This window comes from Bacillus sp. NPDC077027 (genome assembly GCF_050269555.1).
In the GTDB taxonomy this organism is placed as follows: Bacteria; Bacillota; Bacilli; order Bacillales; family Bacillaceae; genus Bacillus.
The window spans coordinates 257,960-273,337 of the sequence record NZ_JBNNIO010000004.1 but is presented as its reverse complement, the minus strand read 5'-3'; the positions used below and the strand labels follow the sequence as shown (position 1 = coordinate 273,337).

Annotated in this window: 16 protein-coding genes and 1 pseudogene; 4 read left to right on the top strand and 13 right to left on the bottom strand. The window is 39.5% G+C overall.

The annotated features are described in order from the left end of the window. Nucleotides 1–237: 237 nt before the first annotated feature. On the bottom strand, nucleotides 238–1,116 hold the full coding sequence (locus ACQKEZ_RS15870) for a nucleotidyltransferase-like protein (protein ID WP_427302401.1): 879 nt from the start codon (nucleotides 1,114–1,116) through the stop codon (nucleotides 238–240). A 184-nt stretch (nucleotides 1,117–1,300) separates the two neighbouring features. On the opposite strand from ACQKEZ_RS15870, the gene ACQKEZ_RS15865 reads away from it, so the two are divergent. After that, nucleotides 1,301–1,654 (top strand): YgzB family protein, encoded by a 354-nt coding sequence (locus tag ACQKEZ_RS15865; RefSeq protein WP_427302399.1) that lies wholly within the window; start codon nucleotides 1,301–1,303, stop codon nucleotides 1,652–1,654. A gap of 28 nt (nucleotides 1,655–1,682) precedes the next feature. On the opposite strand, the gene perR is transcribed toward ACQKEZ_RS15865, so the two are convergent. Both perR and bcp read right to left on the bottom strand, forming a co-directional pair. After that, the gene (gene perR / locus ACQKEZ_RS15860; protein ID WP_427302397.1) at nucleotides 1,683–2,120 is read right to left on the bottom strand and encodes a peroxide-responsive transcriptional repressor PerR; all 438 of its coding nucleotides are present in this window, start codon (nucleotides 2,118–2,120) and stop codon (nucleotides 1,683–1,685) included. A gap of 157 nt (nucleotides 2,121–2,277) precedes the next feature. Next, nucleotides 2,278–2,745 (bottom strand): thioredoxin-dependent thiol peroxidase, encoded by a 468-nt coding sequence (gene bcp / locus ACQKEZ_RS15855; RefSeq protein WP_427302396.1) that lies wholly within the window; start codon nucleotides 2,743–2,745, stop codon nucleotides 2,278–2,280. Nucleotides 2,746–2,887: 142 nt separating this feature from the next. On the opposite strand from bcp, the gene ACQKEZ_RS15850 reads away from it, so the two are divergent. Together ACQKEZ_RS15850 and ACQKEZ_RS15845 are read left to right on the top strand one after the other, a co-directional pair. Further along, a complete protein-coding gene (locus ACQKEZ_RS15850) occupies nucleotides 2,888–4,183 on the top strand; it encodes a glutamate-1-semialdehyde 2,1-aminomutase (protein ID WP_427302394.1) in 1,296 nt (431 codons plus the stop codon). A 246-nt stretch (nucleotides 4,184–4,429) separates the two neighbouring features. Then, nucleotides 4,430–5,503 carry an FUSC family protein gene (locus ACQKEZ_RS15845; protein WP_427302392.1) on the top strand — a complete coding sequence of 358 codons (1,074 nt, stop codon included), beginning with the start codon at nucleotides 4,430–4,432 and terminating at the stop codon, nucleotides 5,501–5,503. Nucleotides 5,504–5,530: 27 nt separating this feature from the next. On the opposite strand, the gene ACQKEZ_RS15840 is transcribed toward ACQKEZ_RS15845, so the two are convergent. The 10 genes and pseudogenes from ACQKEZ_RS15840 to fabL all read right to left on the bottom strand — a co-directional run bounded on the left by ACQKEZ_RS15840 (nucleotide 5,531) and on the right by fabL (nucleotide 15,072). Then, a complete protein-coding gene (locus ACQKEZ_RS15840) occupies nucleotides 5,531–6,427 on the bottom strand; it encodes an ABC transporter permease (protein ID WP_427302390.1) in 897 nt (298 codons plus the stop codon). 20 nt (nucleotides 6,428–6,447) lie between these two features. Next, nucleotides 6,448–7,449 carry an ABC transporter permease gene (locus tag ACQKEZ_RS15835; RefSeq protein WP_427302388.1) on the bottom strand — a complete coding sequence of 334 codons (1,002 nt, stop codon included), beginning with the start codon at nucleotides 7,447–7,449 and terminating at the stop codon, nucleotides 6,448–6,450. A gap of 63 nt (nucleotides 7,450–7,512) precedes the next feature. Further along, nucleotides 7,513–9,099: an ABC transporter substrate-binding protein gene (locus ACQKEZ_RS15830; RefSeq protein ID WP_427302386.1), complete on the bottom strand. Its 1,587-nt coding sequence runs from the start codon at nucleotides 9,097–9,099 to the stop codon at nucleotides 7,513–7,515. Then, nucleotides 9,074–10,012, bottom strand: coding sequence for an ABC transporter ATP-binding protein (locus ACQKEZ_RS15825; RefSeq protein ID WP_427302435.1), 939 nt, complete (start codon nucleotides 10,010–10,012; stop codon nucleotides 9,074–9,076). The genes ACQKEZ_RS15830 and ACQKEZ_RS15825 overlap by 26 nt, the downstream gene beginning before the upstream one ends. Before the next feature lie 10 nt (nucleotides 10,013–10,022). Then, nucleotides 10,023–11,045, bottom strand: a complete 1,023-nt coding sequence (locus tag ACQKEZ_RS15820; RefSeq protein ID WP_427302384.1) for an ABC transporter ATP-binding protein — start codon at nucleotides 11,043–11,045, stop codon at nucleotides 10,023–10,025. A 113-nt stretch (nucleotides 11,046–11,158) separates the two neighbouring features. Further along, nucleotides 11,159–12,901 (bottom strand): ABC transporter ATP-binding protein, encoded by a 1,743-nt coding sequence (locus ACQKEZ_RS15815; RefSeq protein WP_427302382.1) that lies wholly within the window; start codon nucleotides 12,899–12,901, stop codon nucleotides 11,159–11,161. 85 nt (nucleotides 12,902–12,986) lie between these two features. Next, on the bottom strand, nucleotides 12,987–13,517 hold the full coding sequence (gene ntdP, locus ACQKEZ_RS15810) for a nucleoside tri-diphosphate phosphatase (protein ID WP_427302380.1): 531 nt from the start codon (nucleotides 13,515–13,517) through the stop codon (nucleotides 12,987–12,989). A 150-nt stretch (nucleotides 13,518–13,667) separates the two neighbouring features. Continuing rightward, nucleotides 13,668–13,928, bottom strand: coding sequence for a YgaB family protein (locus tag ACQKEZ_RS15805; RefSeq protein WP_427302378.1), 261 nt, complete (start codon nucleotides 13,926–13,928; stop codon nucleotides 13,668–13,670). Between the two features lie 170 nt (nucleotides 13,929–14,098). Beyond that, a pseudogene (locus tag ACQKEZ_RS15800) lies at nucleotides 14,099–14,245 on the bottom strand (gamma-type small acid-soluble spore protein); the annotation flags it as partial. A gap of 74 nt (nucleotides 14,246–14,319) precedes the next feature. Next, entirely contained in the window at nucleotides 14,320–15,072 is a 753-nt protein-coding gene (fabL, locus tag ACQKEZ_RS15795) for an enoyl-[acyl-carrier-protein] reductase FabL (protein WP_427302376.1), read from the bottom strand. 81 nt (nucleotides 15,073–15,153) lie between these two features. On the opposite strand from fabL, the gene ACQKEZ_RS15790 reads away from it, so the two are divergent. Further along, nucleotides 15,154–15,378: a hypothetical protein gene (locus ACQKEZ_RS15790; RefSeq protein ID WP_427302375.1), complete on the top strand. Its 225-nt coding sequence runs from the start codon at nucleotides 15,154–15,156 to the stop codon at nucleotides 15,376–15,378.

Genomic DNA, 15,378 nt, shown 5'->3' with positions numbered 1-15,378 from the left:
GACTGACTACCTATGATGCGAATCATAGGATTTTTTTATTAAAACTCGAATTAACAGGTACGTTTTGTCTTGTTTAGTTTTCAAAGATCATTTCACATCGCTCAGAAGCGACTTTCTTAATATAACATTTCAGCACCTTGTGCGTCAAGTGTTTTTTAAATTTCTTTTTCGTCAGCTTCTCATTCAACACGATGTTGTTGTTTGTTAGCGACGTTTAATAATATACCATCATAATATTCATACGTCAACATCTTTTTTCACAAAATATCCTCTGTGATAGATTTTTTGTCCCTTAGTTTCAAGTGACTCAACCTGGATAAGACCTTTCTCTACAAAAAAATCAATCATTACACTAAGATCAGGTGTGAAATACTTCAAGTCTGGATGAGCAAGAAGCTCTCCAAATAACCAAATATCTTTTTGTTCCATGACGTTACGCAAGTGGGCTGCCCCTATTTCTGCTTTTGAATGAATCAGAAAGTCATTTGCTAAAAACAAAAGCTCTAGTCGCTTATGTAGACTTTCATGGCTTTCAATCAATTCAGAATACAGCTTATACACCTCTGGTTCCATGTGTCTCACTTGATTCCAAACAGTCACTTCTGGATGAAATCCTTTATCAATAACTTCAATTCGCGCTAAATGGTGTAAAGCATGCACAACAGAATTATATGCATCAAGGAATTGATTTGCTTCAAAAAAAGCTTTCCCTTCTATATATCTTCGAATGAGCTTGCCATATTCTAATCCGATCTTCAACTTGCGATTTGAGAATGGGAATGTACTTAGTTCATCTATTAAATTAAAGATGTATTCATTGCGATCAAACAGCACTTTTCCATTTAAGATCCAATCAATGATTCTACGGTTGGTCCCAAGAGTAATCCATTCCTTTAATTTATCATCAGTCACGACATTTAAAGAGGCAGTTTGCTGTTCAGATTCGTAGTGTTTAATAAAAAGCGGTGCTTCAGCATCCTTTACAATGACAAGAAGTGCTGCATCAAAGTTATCTGTTTCAGATGAAACTTTATGTCGTCTTTCTACTATAATTACTGCAAGTGTATCTGGATGGCTTGCCCTCTCTTGATAAATAGGACGGAGAAGATTTTCCATAGTGATTCCTCCAATACGATGTAAAGTTCTTCTCTATTTCTATGTATTTCTCCTCATTGAATCAAAATTCCTTCAATATCGAAAAAGATCATTGAACAATTATAAGCAATTTCCTGATAAAACTCTATAACGAATTCAAATGATCAGGTAAAATGTGCTATATTTAATATAAGGGGGACTAGGGATGGCGAAATACTCCAGTAAGATTAATAAGATCAGAACGTTTGCACTTAGTTTGATTTTTGTTGGTTTTCTCATCATGTATATCGGGGTGTTTTTTAAAGAATCTGTTTGGCTTTCGACACTATTTATGTTGTTAGGCGTATTATCCATTGGTCTAAGTACAGTTGTGTACTTTTGGATCGGGATGCTTTCAACAAAGGCAGTCAAGGTTATGTGCCCAGGGTGTCATAAGGAGACAAAAGTGCTTGGGCGTGTGGATATGTGTATGCATTGCAACGAGCCACTCACACTCGATAAATCATTAGAAGGTAAAGAATTTAACGAATCCTACAATCGAAAAAAGTCATTAAAATAAGCTGACCGCTCTATGGTCAGCTTTTTTATTAATGACTTTCTTTTTTACTACACTCTTGACACATTCCGTATATTTCCAAGCGATGATGACTCACTTTAAACCCAGTCACATGTGATGCAAGCTGTTCTACTTCATCAAGGCCAGGGTAGTGAAAATCAACGATCTTACCACAATTTTCACAAATCGCATGGTAATGGTCAGATGTTGCAAAATCAAATCGACTTGAGGAATCGCCATATGTTAATTCTTTTACTAAGCCGGATTCCCGGAAGACTCGTAAATTGTTGTAAACCGTTGCTACACTCATATTTGGAAATTTCCCTTCAAGTGCCTTGTATATATCGTCCGCGGTTGGGTGAGTCATAGAATTTACGAGAAATTCCAAGATGGCATGGCGCTGCGGAGTAATTCGAACACCGGTTTCTTTTAGTGCGTCTAAAGCTTCTTTTAGTTCGTGAGCAGCCATTTCATCATGCACCTCTCTTCAAAAATATTCTTATATTGTAATCTTTATAAATAGTGTACCTCTATCGTTAAAACTTTGTCAATTACAATCCTCTTTTTTACCTATTCTTCTTTATAAAAAAGACCGGCGTCTGTGCCGATCTTGTCTTATTTTCCATTTAGGCGTGTGCTTTTAATTCCTCTAAAGCTTCTTCTACGTGATCTTTCACTTTCACTTTTCTCCATTCTTTCACTAACTCTCCTTCTTTATTAATGAGGAAAGTGGAACGCTCAATTCCCATATATTCTTTACCAAAGTTTTTCTTCAGCTTCCAAACACCAAATGCTTCAGATAACTTTTGCTCATCATCAACAAGTAGTAAAAATGGTAGGTCATGCTTTTCTTTAAATTTCTGATGCCTTTCCTGACTGTCAGAACTGACACCAATAATAACAGCATCTAAATCAGCAAAGCTTTGATGATGATCACGGAAGTCACATGCTTCAGTTGTACAACCAGGCGTCATATCTTTCGGATAAAAATAAAGGACAATATGCTTTCCCCTAAAATCAGAAAGCTTTACTTTTTCTCCTTTGTCGTCAGTCAATTCAATGTCAGGTACTTGCTTCCCTACTTCAATTGTCATCTAAAATCCCCTCCAACATGCTTTTATATTAGCCTATCCAATTTTTCAAAGTTATTCAACTGAGGGCGCTTGATCACCATGCTTGCATTGGCATGTTAAAATAGTGAAAGACGACGTGATACGTTGAGATAGGAGGCTATTTATGAAATTTACAGAATCAGAAAAACTGCACAAAGAGGCACTCGAGCATATAGTTGGTGGAGTGAACAGTCCATCTCGTTCATATAAAGCTGTAGGTGGGGGTTCTCCCATTGCAATGGAAAAAGGAGAAGGCGCATATTTTTGGGATGTAGACGGAAATCGTTACATAGATTATTTGGCGGCGTATGGACCAATTATTACGGGCCATGCTCACCCTCATATTACAAAAGCCATTACAAAGGCAGCAGAAACGGGCGTTTTATTTGGAACTCCGACAAAACATGAAGTGACTTTTGCTAAAATGCTAAAAGAAGCAATGCCAGCACTCGATAAAGTCAGATTTGTGAATTCTGGTACAGAAGCTGTCATGACAACCATCCGAGTTGCACGTGCTTATACAGGCAGATCAAAAATCATTAAATTCGCTGGATGTTATCATGGTCACTCGGATCTTGTGCTAGTGGCAGCAGGCTCTGGTCCTTCTACGCTTGGTACACCAGATTCAGCAGGTGTACCAAAGAGTATTGCAAACGAAGTGATCACAGTTCCATTCAACGATATCGAAAGCTATCAAGCCGCTTTAGACAAATGGGGAGATGAGATTGCAGCTGTACTTGTAGAACCGATTGTTGGTAACTTTGGAATCGTTGAGCCAAAAGAAGGCTTTTTGCAACAAATCAATGACCTCACACATGAAAAAGGGGCACTTGTTATTTACGATGAGGTAATTACAGCCTTCCGTTTCATGTATGGTGGTGCACAGGACTTACTTCAAGTGAAACCTGACTTAACAGCACTAGGGAAAATTATTGGCGGCGGACTTCCCATTGGTGCTTATGGGGGCAAAAAAGAAATTATGGAGCAGGTGGCACCACTAGGACCCGCTTATCAGGCTGGTACGATGGCAGGAAATCCTGCATCGATTCTTTCTGGGATCGCATGCTTAGAAATATTAAAGGAAGATGGCGTTTACGAACATCTTGATCATCTAGGGAAAATGCTTGAAGAAGGTATTCTCGCTCATGCTAAAAAACATCAAGTAGATATTACGGTGAATCGACTAAAAGGCGCACTTACCGTTTATTTTACAAAAGAAAAGATTGAGAACTATGAACAAGCCGAGAATACTAATAGTGAAATGTTTGGTCAGTTCTTTCAACTTATGTTAGCCCAAGGTATCAACCTCGCACCTTCAAAATATGAAGCGTGGTTCTTAACTATCGCCCATACTGAAAAAGATATTACTGATACATTAAAAGCCGTTGATCATGCATTTGAACAATTGAAAAATAAATAATCGCCCTAAGAACAGACGTGAAAAATTGCGTCTGTTTTTTTCTTGCTATGGTTAATCGTTGTCAAAAGTATTTGAATCTGTTACATTCTTTCTCAATACCTTTTTTAAATGTTTTCATCAACTTTCAAAAACCACTTGAATATTTCGGAAGTCCGTTGTATATTACTTAGTTGGTTCATAAAAATATAAAGATATATGACGAGTGATCATCAATTATCAAAAGAAAGGAATGCAGGGACAAAACCAATGAAACTTGGAGCCCGTATTTTAAAAACTGGTATTGCTATTGTACTCGCGCTTTACCTAGCAACATGGCTTGGTTTACCTACTCCCGTCTTTGCGGGAATTGCGGCTGTATTTGCCATCCAGCCATCAATTTACCGATCATTTTTAACCATTGTTGATCAAGTGCAAGCAAATATTATCGGAGCTGCACTTGCCATTATGTTCGGTCTGCTTTTTGGTACTGGACCGGTCATTATCGGATTAACAGCCGTTATGGTCATTGCCATTAATTTGAAATTAAAAATCGAACATACCATTCCGATTGCACTTGTAACAGTCATCGCCATTTTAGAAAGTGCCGGGGATCATTTCCTCTCCTTTGCCTTGATTCGAACCGCTACTGTGGTTTTAGGTGTTCTTTCTTCATGTCTTGTGAATTTGGTCTTTTTACCACCCAAGTATGAAACAAAGCTCATGCATCATATTATGGAAAATACAGAGGAGATTTTAAAATGGATCCGACTGAGTTCCAGACAGTCTACTGATCATTCCACCTTGAAAGATGACATCGATCAAATAAAAGAACGCATCATAAAATTAGATCAGATTTACTTGCTGTATAAAGAAGAAAGAAGCTACCTAAAGAAAACAACCTATGTGAAATCCAGAAAACTTGTGTTGTTTAGACAGGCGATTATGACCTCTAATCGAGCACTTCACCTGTTGAAAATGCTTCATAAACTAGAAAATGAAATCTATTTAATGCCAGAGCATTTTAGAGAAAGCTTAAATGACGAAATTGACTATTTGCTTTATTGGCATGAACTTATTTTAATGAAATTTGTCGGAAAGATGAAACCACAGGACGACGATTTTCAAAATGAATGCTCATTACGTCTTGAATCATTGACGAAGTCATTTTTAAAGCACCAACAAAACCAGGAACACGACTTACTTGATTACAACATGCTGAATGTGATGTCGAGCATTATCGAATATCGAGACCAGCTTGAGCATTTAGATACACTCATCACAAGCTTCCAAACTTATCATCCGAAAGATAGTGAAATCGAAACGGAAGAAAAAGAAGCTTAAACAAGAGACCGATTCAACGAATCGGTCTTATTTTATTTTTTTCATTTTTGGATCAAGCGTATCTCTTAGACCATCTCCCATTAAATTAAAACCGAGCACTGTCAGCATGATTGCTATACCTGGAAAAAAGAGCGTCCAAGGTGCTTCGACAAGATATGGCCTTGCATCGGCAAGCATTTTCCCCCACTCAGGATTTGGTGCTTGTGCGCCTAAGCCTAAAAAGCCGAGTGCCGCTGCTTCAATAATGGCTGTCCCAATTGCAAGTGTCGCTTGTACAATCACTGGCACCATGCTATTAGGCAAGATGTGCCGAATCACAATACGCTTGTGTGACATTCCTATCGCTTTAGCAGCCATGACGTACTCTTCTTGTTTGATGCTTAGCACCTTTGACCTAACAAGTCGTCCAAAGGTCGGAATGTTAATGATAGCGATTGCAATGAGCGCATTTTGTAAAGAAGGACCTAAAATTGACACGATCGCAATTGCCAGAAGGATACTTGGAAAAGCTAATAAAATATCAAATAGTCTTGAAATCACTGCATCAAGAACTCTTCCTCCATATCCAGCCATTAGCCCAAGCAGGGTTCCAACTACAACAGAACCGAGTACGGAGAAAAAACCAACCCATAATGAAATACGCGCCCCATACACAACTCGAGAAAAAATATCTCGGCCAAAATCATCTGTTCCAAACCAATGAGTAGCTGACGGTGCACTAAATCTTTCACCTAAAGATTGCTCGTTTAAACCATAAGGTGCAAGTAGCGGGGCAAAAATCGCAAGCACAAGAAACAAAAAGACAATGACGCTACCAATCACCGCAAGCTTATGTTGAAAGAACTGGCCCACCGTTTCTATCATAAGAGATTGAGAGCCGGTACTTTTCTCCTGAGGAATTTGACGTTCTTTATGTGCCTCCATAGCAGCGCAACTCCCCCCTCTTAATATTTAATTCTCGGATCTATCACAGCGTATAACACGTCAACAATAAAATTAATGAGGACAAAGATAAGTGCAACAACGAAGATCCCAGTTTGAATTACCGGATAATCACGATAGCTAATCGCATCGTAAATATATCGGCCAATACCTGGCCACGCAAAAATGGTTTCTGTTAAAATCGCACCGCCTAATAATAAACCTGTTTGAAGACCAATAATCGTCAAAATGGGGATCAGCGCATTTTTTAATCCATGCTGATAGATGATGAAGAATGATTTGACTCCTTTCGCCTTTGCCGTGCGAATGAAATCTGAATGAAGGACTTCTAGCATACTTGCTCGTGTAATTCTCGCTATAATGGCTGCGGGAATCGTTGCTAATGCGGTACTTGGCAAAATTAAATGTTTAACACATTCTACAAACTGATCAAATCGACCTTGTAAAAGCGTATCGAGTGTATGAATATATGTGATCGATTCTACAGGGTTTCTCACATTCTCTCTTCCCGTTGTTGGCAATAAGCCAAGCTCGAGAGAAAATAACCACTGCCCCATCAGACCTAGCCAAAAAATCGGCATAGACACACCTATTAAAGCAATAAACATGGCGACATAATCAAAAAAGGAATGTTTGAACCATGCACTAATGATTCCTGCATTTACACCAATGACAATTGCAAGCACCATAGCGAAGAATGTCAATTCCAATGTGGCAAAGAGATATGGCTTCATTTCCTGGGCAATAGAGGCACCTGTGCGAATTGATGTTCCTAAATCACCTCGAAGTAAGCCAGTCATGTAATGAAAATATTGAATATACCAAGGCTGATCAAGACCAAGCTGAATAGTCAGTTGCTCTACCGCTTCCTTTGTAGCCCGCTGTCCTAAAATCACTTGTGCCGGATTTCCAGGTATGAATCGAATGATCGAAAAAACAACTAATGTCATTCCAAGCAAAACAGGTATGAGCATCCCTGCCCGTTTTACACAATACGCAAGCAAACGCCATTCACCGCCTTTTCTTATACGTGAAATGTAAGGAGGATGCGAGCATCCTCCCTTTACTTATTCAAAATACACGTCAGACAGAGCTTCTGATCCGGTTGGGTGTGGTTTATAATCTTTCAAATCATTTGATGAAGCGAGCATAGGAATGGAGTGGACCAACGGGATCCATGGTGCTTCATCATGAATGATTTCTTGTGCTTGCTTATACAATTCATTTCGTTTCTTTTGATCTGTATCTGTTTGTGCTTCAATAAGAATATCGTGCATTTTTTTGTTGTTAAAGAAGGTATAATTGTTTCCTCCGATACTGTCTTTATCAAGCAGTGTGTAAATAAAGTTGTCAGGATCTCCATTATCTCCTGTCCATCCTAGCAAGAATGTATCTGCCTCTCCTTTGCTCGCTTTATCAAGATATGTCGCCCAATCATAGGTAACAATTTCAGCCTTTACACCAATTTTCTCAAAGTTTGATTGAATCACTTCGGCAACCTTCATTCCATCTGGCATATATGGTCTTGGTACCGGCATTGCCCAGAGCTTGATGCTAAAGCCATTTGGATAGCCTGCTTCCTTTAAAAGCTCCTTCGCTTTTTCGGGATCATATGGATATGGTTCGATATCATTGTTATAGCCTTCTAATGATGGAGGTAATGGATTTTTAGCCGGTTCTGCTAACCCTCCATAAAATGAGTCAATGATAGATTTTTTATCAACAGCATAATTGAGTGCCTGACGTACTAGTTTGTTATCAAGTGGTTTCCTTGTCACGGTTAAACCAATATACCCCACATTCATTGAAGGTCTTTCAATCAACTGGAGCTTTTGGTCAGATTTGATTCCCTCTAAATCTGACGGATTCACACCATCCATCAAGTCGATTTCACCTGTTTTTAAAGCATTAAGTCTCGCTGAATTTTCAGGGATAGAGCGGAAAATGACTTGATTGAGCTTGGGCTTACCTTTTTGCCAGTATTCTTTGTGTTTTTCAAGGACAATGCGATCATTTTGTTTCCACTCTTTAAATTTAAAGGGTCCTGTCCCCACTGGATTTTCTCTGAAGGACTTCCCGCTTTTCTTCACAGCGTCAGGACTCGCTATTCCAAAAGGAGACATGGCAAGGTTTTTAAGGAATGTCGCTTGGGGGCGCTTTAACCTAAATTGAATCTCGTGCTCTCCTTTTACAATAATGGCTTGAATGACATGTCCTTTATCCTTTTTATAACCGCCAAACATCCCATAGTACGGGAATTTCTCAGCATCTCCATTCATCCAACGATCAAAATTAAACTTTACTGCCTCCGCGTTAAAATCTGTGCCATCATGGAATGTCACACCTTCTCTTAAATAAAACGTGTAGGATTTTCCATCCTTAGACACATCCCATTCAGTTGCCAATCCTGGCTTGATGGTTGTGTCTTGTTCACCGTAGTTCAACAATTTTTCAAAAATATTTTCTGTCACTTTAAATGTTTCACCTTCTGTGGTTGTAATTGGATCAAGTGAAGTAGAGTCTCCACCTCTGCCAAACACAAGCGTATCCTTCGTTGCTTTTTCTTCTGTATGTGAATTGGATGAGCATCCACTAAGTCCTACTGACAATGCCAACACCAAGATGAAACTACTGAACAACCATGTCTTCTTCATTGGTTTCCTCCTCATGATATAAATAACAGGCGACAAAATGGCTGCTTTCCTTTAAACGTAAGGATGGGATGCTTGTTTGACATATGCTCTTTCGCTGAGGGCATCTTTTATAAAATGGACAGCCAGCGTGGGCCACATCGTCATCCGCCTCTTCTTGTGATAAATCTTGTCTATCCATTACCTGATCCATCTGTGGAATGGATCTTAGCAGAAGGGTCGTATATGGGTGAAGCGGGCGATGAAAAACTTCCTCTGCAAGACCAAGTTCGACCATTTTTCCAGCGTACATGACAGCAATCCGATCACTCATATACCTCACCACTCCAAGGTCATGAGAGATAAATAAATAGGTGAGTGATAAGGTCTTTTGAAGATCGAGCATTAAGTTTAATATTTGGGCTTGCACTGATACGTCTAATGCAGAAACAGGTTCGTCCGCAATGACGAGACTTGGCTTTGTTATGAGGGCTCTTGCAATTCCGATTCGTTGTCTTTGTCCACCACTAAATTGATGGGCATAGCGGTCACCATATGATGCATCAAAACCGACTGTTTGTAGCATGTCTTGTACCATTTGTTTCCGTTCAGCCTTTGTTCCACGTTTGTGTACGATGAGCGGTTCTTCTAAAATATCTTTGATTTTCATGCGTGGATTCAGAGAGGCATATGGATCTTGAAAGATCATTTGAATATCCTCTCTTAAAGCGCGCATTTCTCTTTCTTTTAAACAGGTAAGTTCTTGCCCTTTGAATTGAATAGAACCTGTCGTTGGTTCTGTTAGTCGCATCACACTTTTTCCAAGTGTCGATTTCCCGCAGCCTGACTCACCGACAATACCAAGCGTTTCCCCTTCTGTCACTTGAAAAGAAACGTGATCAAGGGCCTTTGTGACGGTTCTATTTTTCGTAAACATAGATCGCTGTTCATATCGCTTCGTCAGATTTTCCACTTGAAGTAACGTTTGGTTCAGTGTCTCCCCCTCCTTCCGTAAGAAAACAAGCGACTCGATGATTGCTTTCTGTAGTACGTAATGATGGTTCTGTTTCATGACAGATCGGCATTTGATAAGGACAACGTGGCGCAAATTGACAGCCTGAAGTGATTGTTCCTGGTTTTGGTACATGTCCAGTAATGGAGATGAGTTTCTCTTCTTTTTCTTTAAAAGATGGAACTGAGGCGAAAAGACCTTTCGTGTAGGGGTGTTGAGGTTTAATAAAAATACGTTCGACTGTGCCTTCTTCCACAATACGTCCAGCATACATCACCATGACACGCTGACAGATTTGCCGAACGACACCGAGGTCATGGGTGATAAATAGAATGGCTGTTTCAAGCTTTTCATTCAGCTCTTTCAATAGTCGAAGAATTTGGGCTTGGATGGTGACATCTAGTGCTGTTGTTGGCTCATCCGCAATCATTAATTTAGGGTGACAAAGCATGGCCATCGCGATCATGACACGTTGCCGCATCCCCCCTGATAATTCGTGTGGATATTTTCTCAAGAGCATTTCAGCGTTCTTTAATCCCACTGTTTGAAGCAAGGTTACAGATTGTCGATTCGCTTCTTTTTTGCTCAGCTTTTGATGTGCAAAAAGGGCTTCAGTCATTTGTTTTCCAATGGTCATCAGCGGATTTAACGACGTCATCGGTTCTTGAAAGATCATCGCAATATCATTTCCTCTAAGTTGCCGCCACTGTCTCTCACTAAGTGAAAGCAAATTCTTGTTTTCAAATAATACCTTTCCTGTCGTTTCTGTTTGTTCATTTAGTCCCATTAATGACATGGAGGTGATGCTTTTTCCACAGCCTGATTCACCAACAATTCCTAACGTTTCTCCTTTATTGATTGAAAATGAGATTTGATGGACGATAGGCACACGTTGCTTTTTTTGCTGAAATGCAATGGATAAATCTATGACATCAAGTAACACTTCCTGTTCCTTCACATATCCACCACCCCGTATGACTTTTTTAAATTGTATTGAGACAAGCTGGGAAATATGTCATGTTTTTGACAAGTAGAAAAAAGCCTATCCGGTATAAGCGGACAGGCTTTACGTTAGTTTAATTTTTGAATTGTAAACAGGTGGCGGTAGTGACTTTCTTGATTCATTAATTCTTCATGTGTTCCTTTTTCAACGATTCGTCCTTTTTCCATGACGATGATCTGATCCGCATGAGTAATGGTCGATAGGCGGTGAGCCACAATAAAAGTGGTTCGTTCTTTCGCCAGTTTTTGCATGGCTTCCTGTATATAATGCTCACTCTCTAAATCTAGAGCCGAAGTGGCTTCATCCAAAATGAGCAATGGCGGGTTTTTCAAGAAGACCCTTGCGATGGATACCCGTTGCTTTTGACCACCAGAAAGTTTCACTCCCCGCTCGCCAACCTTTGTATCATAGCCTTCTGACAGCGACATGATGAATTGATGGGCATTCGCTGCTTTAGCTGCTGCTACAATGTCTTCAAAGGGTGCTTCTGGATTCCCAACCGCAATGTTTTCTCTAATCGTATCACTAAATAAAAATGTATCTTGGAGCACCATCCCAACGCTATTCCTCAGGCTACGTGCTTTGTATGCTTTAATATCCAAACCGTCGATCTCAAGTGTACCTTTTGTCACATCATAAAATCTTGGAATTAAACTGACAAGGGTCGACTTTCCGCCGCCACTCATTCCAACAAGTGCCACTGTTTGCCCTTGCCTCACCTTTAAAGAGATGTCATGTAAAATCGCTTCCTGTGTATCCTCATATTGAAAGGACACATGCTTAAATTCAACTTCTCCCTTTAATTGCTTCGCCTCTTTTGCGTCTGGACGATCCGTTACCTCATATGGCTCATCAATAAATTCAAATATCCGATCCATTGAAGCAATCGACTGAGTGAGCGTTGTTGATGAGTTAATTAAACGCCGTATCGGATTGTACATCCGATCAATATAGCCGACAAACGCAATCATTGTCCCAACTGAAAGTGATCCATTGATAACAGCGTATCCTGCAAATGCAATAATTAACAGTGGTGCTATATCTGTAATCGTATTGACGACTGCAAACGTCTTGGCATTCCAGTTCGTATGAGAAATCGCTTTATTTAAAAAATTTTTATTTTCATCTTGAAAATGCTCTTGTTCATACTCTTCAATCGCAAAGCTACGAATGACTGGCATTCCTTGCACTCGTTCGTGGAGATGCCCTTGTACTTCAGCCAAAGCCTGTGACCGCTCTTTCGTCAGTCTTCTTAATCTTCCATAAAAATATTTCACCGCTAATCCATACAATGGAAAAATAATAACAGAAACAATGGTTAGTTTTATATCTAATGTACACATGATGACAATCACGATGAGTACTGTCATCATATCAAGCCAGATGTTCATTAAACCTGTAATGACAAATTCCTTCGTCTGCTCTACATCATTAATGACTCTTGAAATGATTTCCCCTGTTCTCGTATTTGCGTAATACCGCAAGCTTAATTTTTGAATATGAGAAAAAAGCTTTGCTCTAATATCAAATAATACCTTACTTCCGGTCCACTGAGCATAATATTGCCGGTAGTATTCAACAGGCGGTCTCATGATTAGAAAAATGACGAGCATGATTCCCATGACCGTTAACAACGCTGTCGTTTTCTCTTGGTTTGTTCCGCTCCCTTGAATCACATCATCAATGACATATTTTAAGAGCAGAGGTAATGTTAAGGGAATTGAGAATTTAATCATTCCGATCACCATTGTAAGAGCGATCTGTTTTTTATAAGGTGTGACAAAAGCCATGTAACGTTTTATGACCCCCATTTAGATCTCCTTCCCAGTCTAAAAACCTCTCTATTGAAACGCAGTCAAAAACCTGTTAGATGCCCAACAGGTTTTGACTGTTCTTTTATTTAGTATAACGTAAAAAACGTTCATACCACATATCCACAAATTCTGGAGCGAAAGGACCTTTTCTTTGGTGAATCCAATGCAGTAGTGTACTCAGGTGCTCTCTTAATATACTGTCGATTTCTTTTGGATAATTCATTTGTTTCTTATGGTCTGCGTATTCATCCTCATCCAAAATATTGTACGTCATGTCCGGAAAAACTTTGACATCTAGATCGTAATCAATATATTTAATTGCCTCTTCGTCCGCGGCAAAAGGAGAGCTGATGTTGCAATAATAGTATACCCCATCATCTCTGAGCATTCCGATGACGTTAAACCATTGTTTTGCGTGAAAATAGCAAATGGCTGGTTCTCTCGTCATCCATGTACGGCCATCCGATTCAGTTACCATTGTCCGGTCGTTTGCACCAATGATACACAATTCTGTTGCTTTTAGAATTGTTGTTTCATTCCAAATCCTGTGGATCAAGCCATTATGTTTATAGCTATGGATTTGGATGGTTTCTCCTTCCTTGGGATAGCCCATATTTTCTCCCCTACTTTCTATGACAAAAACCTAACAGTCCAAAGACCTAATTTATTCCAAATCTAACTTGTCTCTTTTATATTATAACGTTACATAAGTAAAAAATGAAAGAAAAAGAGCCATTCAAGCAAATTGAACGGCATACTGAATTTACACAACGGATGAACGGCTTTCTATCTGCTTATACGACCTGATGACTTGCTCCGTCTGTTTTGTAAATAATATCTGCACCTTTTGTAATTCAGCCCGTTTCTCTTTGATTTGATCATGAAGCTTATCAAGCTCTCCTTCTTTCTCATCATGCAAAAGGCGTTTTTCATTCTCTACAAACACATCTAGTTCTCTTTGTACGTCAAGCAGTTGATCCATGAGCTGCATTTGCTTTTTCACTAGTTGGTCAAACTCTGACATCAAATTCCTCCTTTTCTCCTTACACCATTGCTTGTATCTATACACATTCTTGAAATTATCTAGAAGTCCTTTGACTGATTATGTAAAGGTTTTACAGGTTTTGTCGGATGGTGCAGACAACAAGAAAAACACTTCATTCGTAAATGAAGTGCTTTTCTCTGTTTCAGTGATTAGCTGTTTTGTTGTTTGTTTTGCTCAGCTTTTTGGTTGTATTTTTTCACCTGCTGTGCGTCAGTCTCACTAGCAAATTCTGTGCCGTATTGACCTTGTGCATTAGCTTGGTTTTGTTTTTTCACTTGTTGCGCGTTTGTTTTGTTTTGTTGTTTATCCATCTTTATCACCTCCACGCACATTAATTTGTGCAGAAGGTGATGATTCTATTCATGATTTTTTAAACGAGCAAAGAACGTCCTCCATCAACAATGATCGTTTGTCCTCTGATCATGTCTGCCTTACCAGAGATAAGGAATTCAACAGAGTCGACCATGTCTTTAATTTCCACCATACGGCCAGCTGGTGTATTTTTCTTCGCATCTTCTAACAATTCTTCACGATTTGGGAAATGCTTGAGTGCATCAGTGTCGATTGCACCACCAGACACAGCATTGACCACGATGTTCTTTCGAGAAAGCTCAACAGACAAATAACGAGTGAGCGCTTCTAGTGCCGCTTTAGAAACACCGACCACTGTATAGTTCTCTAGGTAACGAATTGAACCTAGTGAGCTAATGCTGACAATGTGACCGCCACCATTCTTCTCCATTAATTTTGCCGCTTCTTGTCCACAGAACAAAAGCGCTTTTGCATTAATATTCATCGTCCAATCCCAATGATTTTCTTCAAGCTCCATAATTGGACGTTGAACGCCAGATGCCGCATTGTTAATAAAGACATCAAGACGGCCAAATGTTTCTTCAATTTGCTCAAACATATCCTTAATTTTTTCAGGCTGACCGACATTGGCTTTCACAACCAATGTTTTTACACCTAAGGCTTCAATTTCTTCAGCCGTTTCTAGCGCTGCTTTTTTACTTCGTGCGTAGTTGATGACAATGTCATATCCACTTTCAGCAAGACGGAGCGCTACTGCTTTTCCGACGCCTCTACTACTTCCGGTAATTAATGCACACTTTCTTTGACTCATTGTGGTTCATCTCCTGATTTGTATAGTTTTTGTCGATTCGCTTCACACTAATAGGAAAGTTCTATTAGGGAGGTTACATTCATGTATGTCGGACGCGATTTAAGCGAGCTTGGCATGATGTCCAAAGACAATTGGAAAGATTCTGAGCTAGCTTTTTTTCATCATGCTTTCCAACAAATTTTACCTTATTTAAATGAAGAAGGGCAATCAAAGTATCGGGGCATTGTGTCAGAAATTGAAACACGTGGTGGACTGCACCGCAATGAAGCGGATTACACCCACGGTACGACCGTTAAATATGATTAG

Bases quoted from the DNA above. Each gene is read 5' to 3' on its own strand.
- ACQKEZ_RS15870 (WP_427302401.1), bottom strand. From the start codon at position 1,116: ATGGAAAATCTTCTCCGTCCTATTTATCAAGAGAGGGCAAGCCATCCA.
- ACQKEZ_RS15865 (WP_427302399.1), top strand. From the start codon at position 1,301: ATGGCGAAATACTCCAGTAAGATTAATAAGATCAGAACGTTTGCACTT.
- perR (WP_427302397.1), bottom strand. From the start codon at position 2,120: ATGGCTGCTCACGAACTAAAAGAAGCTTTAGACGCACTAAAAGAAACC.
- bcp (WP_427302396.1), bottom strand. From the start codon at position 2,745: ATGACAATTGAAGTAGGGAAGCAAGTACCTGACATTGAATTGACTGAC.
- ACQKEZ_RS15850 (WP_427302394.1), top strand. From the start codon at position 2,888: ATGAAATTTACAGAATCAGAAAAACTGCACAAAGAGGCACTCGAGCAT.
- ACQKEZ_RS15845 (WP_427302392.1), top strand. From the start codon at position 4,430: ATGAAACTTGGAGCCCGTATTTTAAAAACTGGTATTGCTATTGTACTC.
- ACQKEZ_RS15840 (WP_427302390.1), bottom strand. From the start codon at position 6,427: ATGGAGGCACATAAAGAACGTCAAATTCCTCAGGAGAAAAGTACCGGC.
- ACQKEZ_RS15830 (WP_427302386.1), bottom strand. From the start codon at position 9,099: ATGAAGAAGACATGGTTGTTCAGTAGTTTCATCTTGGTGTTGGCATTG.
- ACQKEZ_RS15825 (WP_427302435.1), bottom strand. From the start codon at position 10,012: ATGTTTACGAAAAATAGAACCGTCACAAAGGCCCTTGATCACGTTTCT.
- ACQKEZ_RS15815 (WP_427302382.1), bottom strand. From the start codon at position 12,901: ATGGGGGTCATAAAACGTTACATGGCTTTTGTCACACCTTATAAAAAA.
- ntdP (WP_427302380.1), bottom strand. From the start codon at position 13,517: ATGGGCTATCCCAAGGAAGGAGAAACCATCCAAATCCATAGCTATAAA.
- ACQKEZ_RS15805 (WP_427302378.1), bottom strand. From the start codon at position 13,928: ATGTCAGAGTTTGACCAACTAGTGAAAAAGCAAATGCAGCTCATGGAT.
- fabL (WP_427302376.1), bottom strand. From the start codon at position 15,072: ATGAGTCAAAGAAAGTGTGCATTAATTACCGGAAGTAGTAGAGGCGTC.
- ACQKEZ_RS15790 (WP_427302375.1), top strand. From the start codon at position 15,154: ATGTATGTCGGACGCGATTTAAGCGAGCTTGGCATGATGTCCAAAGAC.